This is a genomic window from Peptoniphilus sp. oral taxon 836 str. F0141 (assembly GCF_000179335.1).
GTDB lineage: Bacteria > Bacillota > Clostridia > Tissierellales > Peptoniphilaceae > Peptoniphilus_A > Peptoniphilus_A lacrimalis.
Genome location: NZ_AEAA01000028.1, coordinates 1 through 15,422 on the forward strand (window position 1 = coordinate 1; position 15,422 = coordinate 15,422).

The window sequence follows — 15,422 nt, forward strand, 5'->3', positions numbered from 1 at the left end:
CGATAAGATCATAGTATTAAACAATGGGGAAATTGAAGCAGAAGGAACTCATAAAGAACTTCTTGGAAAAAGTGAAACATATGCAAAAATGTGGAAATCACACATAAGTTTATCAAACGATAGGGGTGAGTAAATGAAAGAATTAATTCACAAGTTATATTGGGTCGCTGGAAAAGAATCTTCCAAAATTAGCAAGATGTTTTTCTTTGAAGTATTAAAAAGTATATTTGAAGGAATATCCCTTGGAGCTACAATGTTACTTCTACTTAAAATATTTCAAAATATATTTGAAGGAAGAAATATTACACAAGAAGACATCTATGTCGTATTTGCAATAGCTCTACTAAGTGTAGTAGGGAAAATATTATCTAGTTATATGGCTGATAGAAATAAATACATCGCAACTTACAATATGGGAGCAGAAAATAGGCTATATATAGGTGATCAGCTAAAAAAAGTGAATATGGGATATTTTAGCAGTAATCGCCTTGGAAACATTTCAGGCGGATTAACCACAGTTATAGGTGAACTTGAAACCGTAGGAGTTAATATAATAGAAACTTTATTTGTGGGAGTAATTCAAACTATAATAATGGCGATATTTATGATTCCGTTTGATATAGTTACAGGTTCTATAATTTTAGGAACTTTATTCTTAGGAATGTTATGCAATGTTATCTTTCAAAAGAAATCAGATGAGTTGACTAAAAAATTACAAGCGTTAAAAATAAATCTAAACGCATCTACTTTAGAGTATGTTAAAGGTATTAGCGTCATTAAGTCGTTTGGAAAAAGTGGTGAAATGACTAAAGAGTTGGACAGAGAGATTTATAAAAATAGAAGAGGCTTTATAAATGTTGAAAAAACTGTAGCACCTGCTGCTTTGATATTTCTAATTATATTTAAATTAGGGATTTGTCTTATTATATTTTCAGCTATTTATAGATTTTGTATAGGAGAAATTGATCACTATAAAGCTGTAATGCTTGTAGTGTCTAGTTTTATTGTTTTTTCTGGTTTTGAAATGGCTGGAAGTATGCAAAACGTTAGAGGAATAGCTATACAAAACTTGGATTCAATTGCTAAACTTAGGAATTTACCAACAATTTCAGAAGGCACAAGAACAAGCTTTGAAAAAGGAGATATAAATCTAAAGGACGTTGACTTCTCATATGACGAACAGAACTTATTTAACCGTTTAAATTTAGATATTCCAAAAGGTAAGACTACAGCAATTGTAGGTGGTTCTGGAAGTGGAAAAACAACACTTTGTAATTTGATAGCTAGATTTTGGGATGTAGATTCTGGAGAAATATTGATTGATGATAATAACATAAAAGATTTTAGGTATGACAATCTGTTATCTAATTTCACTTTTGTTTTTCAAGACGTCTATTTATTTGATGACACTATAAAAAACAACATTAAGTTCGGAAATCCAGAAGCTAGTGATGAGGAAGTTATTAATGTTGCTAAGCAAGCACAGTGTCATGAATTTATTATGAAGTTGTCAGATGGTTATGACACAGTTTTACAAGAGGGTGGTTCAAATTTATCTGGAGGAGAGCGTCAGAGAATATCTATAGCAAGAGCTATGCTAAAACCAAGCAGAATTGTTATTCTTGACGAAGCTACTTCAAGTGTAGATCCAGAAAATGAACAACAACTTATAACTGCTTTAAACAATTTGTTAAAAGATAAAACTGTAATTGTGATTGCACATAAACTTGAAACTATTAAAAATGCTGATCAAATTGTTGTTATGGATAAAGGAAATATTGAAAGTATTGGTAAACATAAAGAGCTTATGGAAAAATCACACATATACAAGAGTTTTATTGAGAAAAGAGAAAAAGCTACTGGTTGGAAAATTGAATAAAATTTAATAGAGGATGATTTTATGAAACAAGATATGAAAGAACAATTATTAACAAAAAGACCCATAGATTTACTTTTTCAATTATCTGTCCCTGCTGTAATAGGAATGATAGTAATAGGTCTTTATCCACTAATGGATGGAATTTTTGCAGGAAATATTATAGGACAAACTGCAATGACAGCTTGTGGTGTAGCTATGCCACTTACCTTTTTTAATAGTGGAGTATCTACACTCATAGGTGTAGGTTCAGCATCAGTTTTATCAAGAGCTATAGGAAAGGGTGACCAAAAAACAGTTGATAAAATTATGGGGAATTTAATCTTTTGGGTTATCCTATTCTCATCAATTATTACAATAGGCGGAATTTTACTTGCACCACATTTTTTAGATATGGTTGGAGCAAGTGGAGAAATTAAAGAATATGGTATCAGATATTTACGAGTGATTTTCATTGGCTCTTTATTTGTAAACTTTACTCAATCAGCAAACATGGTTATGCGTGGAGAAGGATTAATGAAAAAAGCAATGCTCATTATGGGGCTAGGGGCTTTTTTAAACATAATTCTTGATCCCATTCTAATGAAATTAATGGGTAAATATGCAATTGAAGGGGCTGCACTTGCAACTATTACAGCACAATTTGTTCAAGCAATAATAACACTATATTACTTCAAATACAAAAGTAAAGCAGTAAAAATAAATGAGATCAAACCTCATCAGGAAATAAAAAAAGAAATGTTTGGCGTAGGGTCATCTGCTATGATGATGCAAATTTTATTTATGATTCAACAAACAATGCTATATAAAATGTCATTTAAATATGGCGGAGATACAAATGCTATCTTGATGGCAGCAACACTTAGAATATATGCCTTTTCATTCATTCCACTTTGGGGAATGAGTCAAGGTTTACAACCTGTAGTTGGTACAAATTTTGGAGCGAAAAAATACGACAGAGTAAAAGAAGCTATGAAAGTATTTTCTATCGGAGGATTAGTTCTTGCATCAATATTTTGGATACCAGCATTAGCATTTTCAAAGAATATTCTGTCTTTATTTGGAGTAGAAGAAAGTATTATAACTCAGGGAATAGGAAACTTTAGACTATTTTATTCTATCTTTATCCTATATGGAGTAATGGTAATGACTATAACATTCTTCCAATCAATAGGAAACGCTAAAAAAGCCGGCATAATAGTAATGCTAAGACAGTTATTTTTATTCGTACCTGCCATGATTATTTTACCAATGATATTTGGAGTTAAAGCAGTATGGTTTGCAGAACCCTTTGTAGATTTAATTATGATAATAGCTGGTGTAGTAATGATGTTTGGGGAATTAAATAGGATGGATAAAATTGGTTTGAAAAACTAAATACAAATAACAATCGAAAGAGTTTCTTTCATTTTAGAGGATTTATGCCTAGTAGCATAAGTCCTCATTTTTTTATGCTCAAATTAATCATTAAAACTCAAAAATACTATAAAAAATAAAAATTCAGGTTACCAAAGAGGGCAAATTTCACTTTATAAAGTGAGGGGTATTTTGTCATCTTGCTATAAAAACAAAAATACTTTGAAGTGCCAATATTCTTGAAGTTGCTTATGTGGAATTAGCACATTTCAGATTTAATCCACTTATCAAGGTAAAAAAAATCAACTTATATAGGAGGTTAAAATGCAATCAATAAAGATTTATAGTATGAGAGTTGCTATGTTATGTAGACTTTATGATCTTAAATTAATTAATGATAAGGAATATACAAAAATTAAGAACAGGTTAGAAAATGATTATAAGAAGATGGATAGAAAGTAATTGTTCTTGTGATATAATAACACTGTAGAAAGATACAAAATGGGAAGGAGGTAAAATGAATACTAAAGTAAAAGTAATAAAAGCTTCAAATACAGGAGCAAGAAATAGAAATGCACTACATTTAGATTTAAAACGTGTTGCAGCATATTGTCGAGTAAGCACAGATAGTAAAGACCAACTTGAATCATATAAATCGCAAGTTGATTATTATACAAATCTAATAAAAAATAATAAAAACTGGACTTTGGCTGGCATATACGCAGATGAAGCAACCACAGGAACAACTGCTACCAAAAGAGCTGATTTCATGAGACTAATTAGCGATTGTCAAAATGGAGATATAGACATGATAATTACTAAATCTATATCAAGATTCGCTAGAAATACATTAGATACCTTAAAGTATGTAAGACTATTAAAGGAAAACAATGTTGGTGTAGTATTTGAAGAAGAAAATATAGATACTTTGACAATGGATGGAGAGCTATTACTAACAATATTAAGTTCAGTAGCTCAACAAGAAGTAGAAAATACCTCAGCCCATGTAAAAAAAGGACTGAAAATGAAAATGGAAAAAGGGGAACTTATTGGTTTTCAAGGTTGCCTCGGATATGATTATGATCCCACAACAAAAAGTATATCTATAAATGAAGAAGAAGCCAAGATTGTCAGATATATTTTTAAAAGATATTTAGAGGGTAATGGTGGTTCAGTCATTGGTAGGGAACTAGAAGAACAAGGATATCTCACTCCTAGAGGTAAAACAAAATGGTCTGATACTACAGTGTTAGGAATAATTAAAAATGAAAAGTATATTGGCGATATACTAATGGGAAAGACCTTTACAGTTGATCCCATAACAAAAAGAAGACTAGCAAATTTTGGAGAATCTGATAAATATCACATTGAAAATCATCACGAGCCAATTATATCAAAAGAAGACTTTGAAAAGGCACAAGAGATTAGACTCAGGAGAGCACAAAACAGAAACACTATAGCTAACAAGGATAGAAAAAGAGAAAAACTATCAAGACAATATGCTTTTTCAAGTATGCTGGAATGTGGATTTTGTGGTGAGATACTTTCAAGAAGAACTTGGCACACAAGTTCAATTTATAAAAAAATTAACTGGCAATGTGTAAGATCAACAAAAAAAGGTAAAAAATATTGTCCTCATTCAAAAGGAATACAAGAAGCAGCGATAGAAAAAGCTTTTGTTGAAAGCTATAGGCAATTATGCCATGCAGATTCAACAGTAATAGATGACTTTTTAAAAATTGTAGAAGAAGAAATAAATGATAATACTTTGATCAAAGATTTGAAAAAGATAGAAAACCAATTAAATAGAATCATTGGTCAAGAAAGAAAGTTAGTTAATCTTCATTTAGAAGATAGTATAGATGAAGAAGTTTATGCTAAAAAGTATAAAAAACTTACAAAACAAAAAGAAGAATTACTTGATGAAAAGAAAACACTAGAACTAACGATAAAAGATGAAAACTCTATTAAAGAAAGACTAAAGCAATTTAAAAAAGTCTTAGAAAATAAAGAAATTATAGAGGAATTTAACAGAACAGTATTTGAAAGTATAGTGGATAAAGTCGTGGTTGGAAGAATTGACAAAGACGGAACAGTCCACCCATATGACCTGACATTCTACTTCAAAACAGGAGTTAAAGATAGTCAAAATTCTAATAAATTCAAAGATAAAAGAAAAAATGCTAAAGATAATGATATTAATAAATTGTGCTCCTACAAGGATGACGAGGATAAAAAATTATGTTCCCTAGCAAAATATAATGCATGTGGAGAGTGTAGTATTGATGTCAATAAAAAATGAGTAAGCACTTGAAAACAAGTATTTTGGAGTTTTTGGGAGCATATTTGTAGCCAAAATATTGAAAAGATTGGTTTTTTTATATAAAAACATATCTACGGCAAAGTATGTGTCAGCTATTAACCTAAGATTAGATGTAATTTATGGGGAGTGAGTTTTGAAAAAAGGAAAAGACTTACAATCAATCCAATAACTCGACAGTTTTAGGTTCTTGTAGGCAGTGAAATTGAAGCTAGTAGATATTAGATAATTCGGAATTTGAAGGAGAGAATTTTTAATGAATATTACAGTTTATCTTGGAGCAAACGAAGGAAGTGACCCATGTTTACGAAAAGCAGTTGAAGAATTAGGGGCATGGATTGGAAACAGTGGAAATGCACTAGTCTATGGCGGTTCAAAATCTGGTCTGATGGGTGCAATTGCTGATAGTGTTTTGAAAGTAGGAGGAGAAGTAACTGGTGTAGAGCCGGAATTTTTTATAGAAAACGAATTTGAGCATGACGGATTAACTAAGTTAATCGTGACTAAGGATATGGCGGAGCGTAAAAATAAAATGATTGAGTTGGGAGAAGTTTTTATTGCTTTTCCAGGGGGTACGGGAACACTAGAAGAAATTACAGAAGTAATATCAAAGGTGTCATTGAAACAGCTTGATGCACCGTGTATTATCTACAACCTGAACGGGTACTACAATGATTTGAAAGCACTTTTGAATCATATGATTGAAAAAGGATTATCTTCCAATGAGCGACAAGAGGGAATTTATTTTGCTGAAAATCTCAACAATATAAAACAAATTTTGGAATCGGTTTAAATTACCCCCAATAGAACGTTAAATCACAATTTGAAATAAAACTTGGTGGTGATAAATCATCGTTTGTGATGGTATTATGCAACAAAAAACCTTCTTCCTATAAAAGAAATGATGGCATTCGTAATACTTATTACTGCTTTAAGAGTATAATAATTTTAGAATTTATAAGTCTACTCCCACATACAAAGCTTTTGAGAAATATAAATATGATATTTATTTATATAAAAATTTTAATAACCTTCTTTTAAAAAACATGTGATGTTTTATGTAGGATAGTAGTAAATTTTTTATTAAAAAAGACCAAGGGGAAAATCATAGTACTTATAAAAAATCCGTAGAAAAGATAGATGGAGAGCTTGCTACAATTATGACTCTTGATAGACCTATAATGTGTGCTAATGATACAAGTGAACATGGTTATGAAGATAGAGGATTGATTGTTTTCTAACTTGGATACTTTTTATTAAAAGGAGAATATAATATGGAGATATTAAGAATAATATTACCTGTATTTTTAATATGCGTTCTTGCTGTTTATGCGGTTTTTAGTGCTAAGAAAAAAACGGGATAAAAATCTAATGAAGACAAACAAAAAAGTGAAAATAATATTTCTGAAGGTATGGCAATTGGTATGTGTCTAGGAACTGCTGTGGGAATAGCATTAGGTAAAGAAAATTTAGCCGTTGGGATGTCTATGGGGATGTTATTAGGTATGATAATAGGAATGAATAGCAAAAAATAGAAATAAATAATTATAATATTAATCGGTCTATTCTCAATCACTAGGCTTTTGACAAATATGAATTTTTATTCATACTATATCTTTAAGTCAAAGAAAAGCATTTTATTGATTTTAAGATTATTAAACAAAAGTAGCACACAAGTTTAGATTAAACTCATATTATGAAGATAATATTAATAAATTTGTAAACAGAGATATTGATAATATCCTTGGGATAATTAGTAGTAATAATTCATCTGCGAGACTAAGCTTCAACAAAAAAACACATGGATACAGTAGATTAATTTTTTAAAAAATGAAGATAAATTATTTCTTAAAAATACGTACAGAGTACTTCTCACAAGAGCAAGGCAAGGAATGATAATATTTATACCGAAAGGTTTTCGTGAAGATATTACTAGACAGCCTAAGTTTTATGATGGTACATATAATTATTTGAAACAAATAGGATTAGAGGAAATATAAAAATTTATTTATAGATATTTAAAACATGAAAGCTGGAATTTATACAGCTTAAGGTAAAAGATTGCTTTTATTGATGACAATAAAATATACAAGGAGCTAAATAATGAAAAATAGTAAAAATTTTAATCTTTTTTTAATGGATGGGGAAGTTACTGGAAGAATAAAGTGTACTTTATCAAATTGGACAGGTATTGCTTATAAAATTCCAAGAACCTATCTTGATAAATGTAAGGATAGACTAGATTTAAAGCAAAGTGGAGTATATTTTTTATTTGGCAAGAATGATGATGGGGATGACGAAGTATATATAGGTCAAGCTGGTATAAGAAAAAATGGTGAAGGTGTTTTATTTAGAGTAGCAGAACACTTAAAAGATGAAATTTATTTTTCTGATGCAGTTATGTTAACAACACAAAACAACTCATTTGGGCCTACAGAAATTTCTTATTTAGAGAATAAATTCACTAACATGGCTATCGATGTAGATAGATACAAAGTAAGAAACTAAAAAACTACTAAAAAGCATAGCAAACAAAATCTCTAGGGGTTTTGTGAAATTTTCTACTGTGAAATAATTAGTGCATAAAAATTTATTTTACAGTCTTTTATATGAACACTAAAAAAATATGTATATATAATTTTTTGTGTTATAATCAAATAACAAATACAATTAAGAAAGGGGTGTCCGTTTGTATGAGAAATAAAATTATTTCTTTATTTCTATCAATATTAATGCTTATAGGTATCATAGGACCATCTATAGAGGTGGTTTATGCTGAGGGTAATAATTTACCGATTAATAATGAAAATATAAGCACTAAATCGTTTGATGATTTTAATACTAAGGAAAGTAGTGCAAAGTTAGAAGAAGATAATATTATTAAACCTACTGATGAACTAAGTGAGAATAAAGATAAAGTTAATAAGAAAGATATTTTTTTAACTGAAAATCTAGAAAAAATGAGTGGTGCAGAAAAAGCACCTGGAGGAAATAATCTAACAGAAGTTTATTTAGATTCTGCAAAAGGCGATGATAATAATGACGGTTCAGTAGAACATCCGGTTAAAACTTTTGCTAAGGCAATGGAAGTAATCAATGATGGGGGAACTCTCAATGTTCTTAGCTTAGCTGAAAAAAATATAACAGTTAATAAAAAAATAACATTAAAATTTCTTGAAGATGTAACTATGCAAGGTAATGGAACTGGAATTGAATTAGTAGAAGGAAGTCATTTAACTGTTGCTGATGGAACAACATTAACAATGTCAGGCTATAAAACAGCAATTAATGTTAAAAAAGGAGCAGAGATAAACGACGGAAATTATGTTTTAGATAAAAATGAAATAGCTTTTAGTTTGGCTGACGGAGCTAAAATTAATGGTAAATCTAAAGATAAGTTACAAATTTCTGCTAAAGAACAAACTGGTAGAGGATTTTCTTATTCTTCTGATTCTTGGTTTATTGGTTGTACAGTTTATGTTGAAGGTAAGCTTAGATCAAGTGAGCAATATTCAGGACTTTATATGAAAGATGCTTCTCTTACAACTAAAGATGTGTGGTATTATTTTGATCCATGTAAACAAAAGGATGGAACATTAAAAGGAGGATTACATTTAGATAATTCTGAATTTTATGTGTATAAAGCGAAAGGAGTTTCAGGATATAAAAATTCATTTGCACTTCTAGGACCATCAGAAATAAAAAACAACTCGATAGTAACAGCAGATGGCTCAAGAGTTACGGTTTCAGAAAAATTAGTCGTTAAAGATTCAAAATTCATAATAAAAAACAGCACTGACGGTGGACTTAATATTAATTATAAGCCGGGAGAAGTTATTTTTGAAGATTCAACTTTTGAAACTACAAATATGCAATGGACACCATCTTATGGAACAGGCAGAACAAGTGGACCTTGTCATTTAACTTTTAAGGGAAATTCTGTTGTAAATACAGATGCAATAGATAAAAATGCTGATTGTGGTGGAGCAAATCGCGGAACTGGAAGTACCTATGTAGTAACAGGTGGATCATATTTAATAGCCTATGATTCTACTTACAACTATAATATTACAACTCCAACAAATGGTAAAGAAAATGGAGATGAATATTTATCTTATTTTACTCTTAAAGACAGTAATATAAATGAATTAAAACCAATAAATAAAAATGGTCAAGAATATATTTATCCAGTAGTTAATCCATCAAAGGATAATAAAAAACACGTTTTTGTACCAGGAGCTAAAGTAACTTTTAAATTAAATAATGCTGATGCAAGTTTTTCTGATAATACTAATGCAGACAAAGAATTTAAAACAATAAGAGGCTATAAACTTGATGATGTAGTAGGAAATGTTAAACCTGAAAATCCAACAGATAAAAATGGTGTTAAATTTTTAGGCTGGTTCTACAAGACAGCTAATGGTGAAGAAAAAGCATATAATTGGGACGAAAAACTAACTACTGACACAGAAGTTTATGCAAAATGGCAAAGAAAAACAGTTATTTACCATAATGGATCCGGAAAAGACTATATTTCTTCTGCAGGTGAAGATGCACAAAATATAGAAGTTTTATCTTTTGAAGATATAGTAAAAGAAAAAGCCGACTTCAATGTAGAAGGTAAAAAATTTGCAGGCTGGACAACAGCTCCTGACGGAAGCGGAAAAGTTTATAATGCAAAAGAAAAAATAAACTTTACTGAAGGCCAAAGTCAAATAGATTTATACGCAAAATACACTGATAATGAATATAAAGTTTCTTTTTCAGCAAATGGGGGAACTTTTAGCGAAGGGTCAATCTTTAAAACTAAAACAGATGTCTTTACAATTGAAAAAGATGCAAATGGTGGCGAAGTTGCAGTATTAAATAAAAAGGCTAAATATAATGATAAGTTATTTGATTTATTAAACGGACTTGACCATAACGAATTAAAACCGGATAAAGATGCAACAAAAACAGGTTTTGTGATTTCAAATCTGGATTATTTTTCAGATAGAGCAGAAGCTGGCGGAAAAGCAATAAGATTTGATGATTATAAATTCTTTAGCTTTATTATGAAGGGTGAAAACCCACAAATAACTGCTGATACAACTTACTATTTGTCTTGGAAAGATGATCCGAATATTCCTAATGAAAATAAAATTTCTTCACAAGAAACAATTGACTCTGATATTTGGTCAGACAGCAAAGAAACAAGTAAAGATATAAAAATCATTTCTGAAAATGAAGAATTTGCTTTGACAGGTGGAGTGAATGTATCTTCTATTAAAAATAAAATGAATTTAATTGAAGGAATATTTAATAAAGAAGAAAAAGACTTTGATAAAATTTCTTTAACAGGAACAAAATCAACATTTACTGCCACTTTAACTTTGCCTAAAGAAGTAGAAGCTCCTAAAAATTTACAAGTAGAAGCTAAGGGACTTGGCAATTGTTTTGAAATTAGTGAAACAAAAGTAAAAGGACAAAAAATAACTGTAACATTTAAGCTTAAAGACGGAATGACTGATTATAAAAAATTAAAAGATGCAGTTTTTTCAACAGGTGATAAAGATAATACCCTTTCAGTAACAGTTAATGGACTAAAATTAAAAGATTTTGATAAAATAAAAGACGGTGAAAAATTCACGATTAAAGGAGAAGTTAAAGGGAATTTTTCTGCAGTAGCTAAAGATGGCAATACAATTAAAAAATTCGACTTTAAGTGGATTGGAAACCAATCAATAGAGGGAAAAGATTCAGAAGCAAAAGATGGTTCTTCTATCCAATATACAATAATGGTTTCAAAACCCGTTCAATTAACTCTTGGTGGAGATTTACTTGTTAAAAAGGCTAATGAAGACTATGACACAGAACATGATAGCATTTATCCAGTAGATAAAGAGGACCTTTTAACATTTGATGGAAGACTTGATGTTTCTTCAATTAAAAATCAAATACAATCTTTAAAAGATGACTTTGATAAAAACAATAATAATTCTTCAAATGAAATAACAACAAAAGATATAAAAAGTGAATTTATAGCAGAGCTTACAATTCCTGAAGGTTTAGAAATACCAAAAGACTTAAAAGCTACTTTAACAGAAAATAATCTTTTTAAAGTCGAAAGTACAGAGGTTAATGGAAATAAAATCATTGTTAAAATGACACTTAAAAAAGACTATACTAAATTTACTGACTTATATACAGATGTAACAAGTGTAAATGACAAATTAGACTTAGAAATTTCAAATATTAAAGTAAAAGACACAGCCCAAGGTAATTTAACAGTAAAAGGAGAAGTATCAGGGACATTTATAGGTGTTGCAACAAAAGATTTAAAAACAAAAGTATTTAATTATCAATGGACTGGAAAACAAACAGCAGACGGAAAAGACTTCACTCAGAGTGAAGATGATAATGACTCAATTAATCTTACAGTTAATCTTACAGTTAATCTTCCACAAGAACTTACTTTAGGTGGAGATATTTTAATCGGTGATGATACTGAACATAATGCCTTACATGAAGTTAAGGCTGGCGATGTTCTTGAATACACTGGCAGACTTGATGTAAGTAGTATTAAAAAGCAAATAAAACTTTTAAAAGATAATTATGCAGGAGATTCTGACAATATAACAACAAAAGATATAAAAAGTGAATTTATAGCAGAGCTTACAATTCCAGAAGGATTAGAAATACCTGCTGATTTAAAAGCAACATTAACAGAAAATAAACTTTTTGAAGTTAAAGCTGGAGATCTTAAGCGTGATGGAAATAAAATCATTGTAAAAATGACTTTAAAAAACGGCAATTACACTAAATTTACTGATTTATATAAGGATGTAACAAGTGTTTCAGATACCTTAGATTTAAAAGTTCCTGGAATTAAAGTGAATGATAATGTATCCGATGGAAGTAAGTTAACAGTTGTAGGTAATGTCTATGGTAATTTTAAAGGAAAGGCAACTTCACAATCTGGTAAAAAAGAAGTTTATAATTTTAAATGGAAAGCAGAACAAACTGAAGATGGTAAGGATTTTATTATCAAAGATCAAAAGGATAATAAAACAATCCAATATACAATACTTGTAAAAAATCAAGTTAAACCTTTACCAAATCCGGAACCAAAGCCGGAACCAAAGCCGGAACCAAAGCCAGAACCAAAACCTGAGCATAAATATTATTATTATGAAAAAATAGGAGAACCAATCCTAAATATTGATGACCATTACGCTTATATGAAGGGTTATCCCGATAAAACTTTTGGACCTGATAAACCAATGACTAGGGCAGAAGTAACTATGATGTTTGCGAGATTGTTAAAGGAAAGACCAGAAAAGGGCAGAAAATATATTATGCCTTATAAAGATATTAAAGAAAATGACTGGTATGCTTATGCAGTGACATTTATGAGTGAAAAGAAATTAGTTTCTGGTTATCCAGATGGAACATTTAAACCAAATGCTCCAATAACAAGAGCAGAGTTTGCTTCAATAGCATCAAGGTTTGATAGCTTAGCTGATAAAGCTGACCTTAAGTTTAGTGATGTAAGTAAGAATCATTGGGCATATAAGGTAATATGTTCAGCAGAAGCAAAAGGATGGATAAGCGGATATCCAGACGGTACTTTTAAACCTGAAAAAAATATAACAAGAGCAGAAGTCGTAAGTTCAACAAACAGGATTTTGAATAGATATGCGGATTTAGATTTTGCGAAGGCTCATGTACAAGAACTTGCACCTATGATTGATATGAATGATAGTCATTGGGCATATGGTCCAATAGTTGAAGCCATGAATGGTCATGACTATAAAAGACTTTCTGACGGCAAGAGTGAAAGATGGATTAGGTTAAATGGAAAGAGATTTACTTTTCCAATACCACCTTATGGTGAAGAAAAATAATTTAATATGATCTAACAACACTTATTGAGGTATATCTTAAAATTTTAGCGGTTAAAAGTGTTGTTAAGGAAGAAGTTATAATATATGGTCTAAGGGATAAAACTTGGACCATATATTTTTTTATGATGAAAGCAAAAAAAGGTAGGTGTAAAAAGTATTTTCAACTCTTTTAGGTGTACCAGGTCATTTACCCTATCTATATAACTGTTCACATTCTTTTTTGAATTCATAGATATATTTCATAAAAATACCCTCCTTATTGGTCCTTCCACTAAAGATGATAGATATCATTTGCTACAGGTTTTTTATTGAAACATTTTAACGGGTTTTAATTATAGGTATTTAAACCGATGCTTTATGCGTTAAAAAATTAAGAATTAAATTGTATCCAAATAGAGAGAGTTTGAGAAATGTCTAATAAAAATTTTTATTAGATATTTTTTATAATACTTTACTAATTTTCTCTATCCTTGTCCTTGGCAGATAAAAAGACTGTCAACAAAATGCAAAAAAATCCTCCTAACTCTACTAATGAAAATCTCATTCCCAAAAATATAGCTGCAAGTAGGGTTGCCGAAGCAGGTTCTATACATCCTATTAAAGTTGCCTTGACAGGTCCAATATGTTTTACACCTTCAAGGAAAATTGAGAATCCTCCAGCAGTACCAATTACAATTATTATTGCAATCATGAGCCATCCCATAAAATCCATTTCTTTTGGAATAATCCAAGCCTTTGTAATGATTGATATAACAATGCCTCCTATAAGCATACCCCATCCAGTTACTATTATATTTCCCCAACTAACAATAATAGGTCGAGAAAAAAGCGTGTAAGTTATAACACCAACTGCAGAAAGTAATCCAAAAATTAACCCATATGTAGATATATTCATGGTGCTTGGATTTCCTCCAGTAGAAATTAGATAGGTTCCAAAAACAGCTAAAAAGACTGCTATTATTTGAGAAAATTTCATCATAGTTTTTGTTACAATGGACATAAAAACAATCATTATAACAACGTTAAGACTTTGTAAGACTGTTGCAGTAGCAGTGTCTGAGTATTTTATTGCACTGATAAAGGCGTACTGAACCATCAAAAGTCCTAGAATAGCAAAGGCAAAAAGCCAGAACACATCTTTTGGAACAGTCCAAATTTTTATAAGCTTATCCTTATCTTTAATACCCCCAAAACCTAAAAGTAAAATACCAGACAAGACCATTCTAACTGCTGTTACCCAAGAGGAATCAACATCATAATTCATAAAAAGATACTGACTGCATATTCCAGAAATACCCCCAGCCCAAAGCACCAAGTGTTGCATAAAATAAACCCTTCGTATAATTCTTATTCTTCAATCAATCTTACTCCTATATTGACTAAATAAAGATATTGAATTTTATTTAATAAGTTAATTTCAACTCATCTCATCTAAGAAATTTCCAAGTTATTAACTTGATATTATCTTTTAAGTATGAATGCGAAGACTAAAACCCTAAATGTAAAAATCGACTATAATTGAGATTATATTATAATCTTATTAAAAAGACTAGGAGTTTAAATTTATAGAATAGACCAAGCTAAATAATGTATATGTTTGGGTTTACGATTATTTACAGATGTTTTAGACGACTACATCTAAAATAAAAGGAATTGGAAATTTCTAAGGACGGTCAAATAGAGGAAGTGGAAAATATATATTTGGACAATATCTCAACCACTGGGACCACTTTTATTTGTCAAAATATATCGGATATTGCACCGAATGCAATTATTACCATCCGTTATAGGGACGATGCTTTTAATTTTTCGCCATTTATTAGTATGAAGGATGGGAGCATGGTTTTGCCAACTGGAGTGACAGACGGAGAAGCAATATAGGATTGGAAGAGCTTGGTTTAAAAAGAAGCTTATTCACGAGATATGTTTGACCGTATCAAATCTATCATGGGAGTGGGTTAACATGTTAATCGTGGATTTTATG

The 15,422-nt window shown here is 30.3% G+C and carries 11 protein-coding genes; 10 read left to right on the plus strand and 1 reads right to left on the minus strand.

What is annotated here, in order from left to right:
• Positions 1-133 precede the first annotated feature (133 nt).
• The 9 genes from HMPREF9131_RS01090 to HMPREF9131_RS01120 all read left to right on the plus strand — a co-directional run bounded on the left by HMPREF9131_RS01090 (position 134) and on the right by HMPREF9131_RS01120 (position 13,438).
• Entirely contained in the window at positions 134-1,879 is a 1,746-nt protein-coding gene (locus tag HMPREF9131_RS01090) for an ABC transporter ATP-binding protein (RefSeq protein WP_006701969.1), read from the plus strand.
• A gap of 21 nt (positions 1,880-1,900) precedes the next feature.
• The gene (locus HMPREF9131_RS01095; protein ID WP_009344929.1) at positions 1,901-3,253 is read left to right on the plus strand and encodes an MATE family efflux transporter; all 1,353 of its coding nucleotides are present in this window, start codon (positions 1,901-1,903) and stop codon (positions 3,251-3,253) included.
• Between the two features lie 303 nt (positions 3,254-3,556).
• Positions 3,557-3,694, plus strand: coding sequence for a hypothetical protein (locus HMPREF9131_RS08445; RefSeq protein ID WP_009344898.1), 138 nt, complete (start codon positions 3,557-3,559; stop codon positions 3,692-3,694).
• A gap of 55 nt (positions 3,695-3,749) precedes the next feature.
• Complete coding sequence (locus HMPREF9131_RS01100) at positions 3,750-5,534, plus strand: recombinase family protein (RefSeq protein WP_009344908.1); 1,785 nt, start codon at positions 3,750-3,752, stop codon at positions 5,532-5,534.
• Positions 5,535-5,808: 274 nt separating this feature from the next.
• Positions 5,809-6,345: a TIGR00730 family Rossman fold protein gene (locus tag HMPREF9131_RS01105; RefSeq protein ID WP_009344917.1), complete on the plus strand. Its 537-nt coding sequence runs from the start codon at positions 5,809-5,811 to the stop codon at positions 6,343-6,345.
• A gap of 619 nt (positions 6,346-6,964) precedes the next feature.
• Positions 6,965-7,087, plus strand: a complete 123-nt coding sequence (locus tag HMPREF9131_RS08835; protein WP_019034938.1) for a hypothetical protein — start codon at positions 6,965-6,967, stop codon at positions 7,085-7,087.
• Positions 7,088-7,366: 279 nt separating this feature from the next.
• Complete coding sequence (locus HMPREF9131_RS08180) at positions 7,367-7,552, plus strand: DNA/RNA helicase domain-containing protein (protein WP_232202567.1); 186 nt, start codon at positions 7,367-7,369, stop codon at positions 7,550-7,552.
• Positions 7,553-7,655: 103 nt separating this feature from the next.
• The gene (locus HMPREF9131_RS01115; protein WP_009344912.1) at positions 7,656-8,060 is read left to right on the plus strand and encodes a GIY-YIG nuclease family protein; all 405 of its coding nucleotides are present in this window, start codon (positions 7,656-7,658) and stop codon (positions 8,058-8,060) included.
• A 185-nt stretch (positions 8,061-8,245) separates the two neighbouring features.
• Entirely contained in the window at positions 8,246-13,438 is a 5,193-nt protein-coding gene (locus HMPREF9131_RS01120; RefSeq protein WP_009344919.1) for an S-layer homology domain-containing protein, read from the plus strand.
• 454 nt (positions 13,439-13,892) lie between these two features.
• Here the strand turns inward: HMPREF9131_RS01120 and HMPREF9131_RS01125 are convergent, their stop codons facing one another.
• Entirely contained in the window at positions 13,893-14,702 is an 810-nt protein-coding gene (locus tag HMPREF9131_RS01125) for a DMT family transporter (RefSeq protein ID WP_232202566.1), read from the minus strand.
• Positions 14,703-15,091: 389 nt separating this feature from the next.
• On the opposite strand from HMPREF9131_RS01125, the gene HMPREF9131_RS01130 reads away from it, so the two are divergent.
• On the plus strand, positions 15,092-15,319 hold the full coding sequence (locus HMPREF9131_RS01130) for a hypothetical protein (protein ID WP_009344911.1): 228 nt from the start codon (positions 15,092-15,094) through the stop codon (positions 15,317-15,319).
• Positions 15,320-15,422 lie beyond the last annotated feature (103 nt).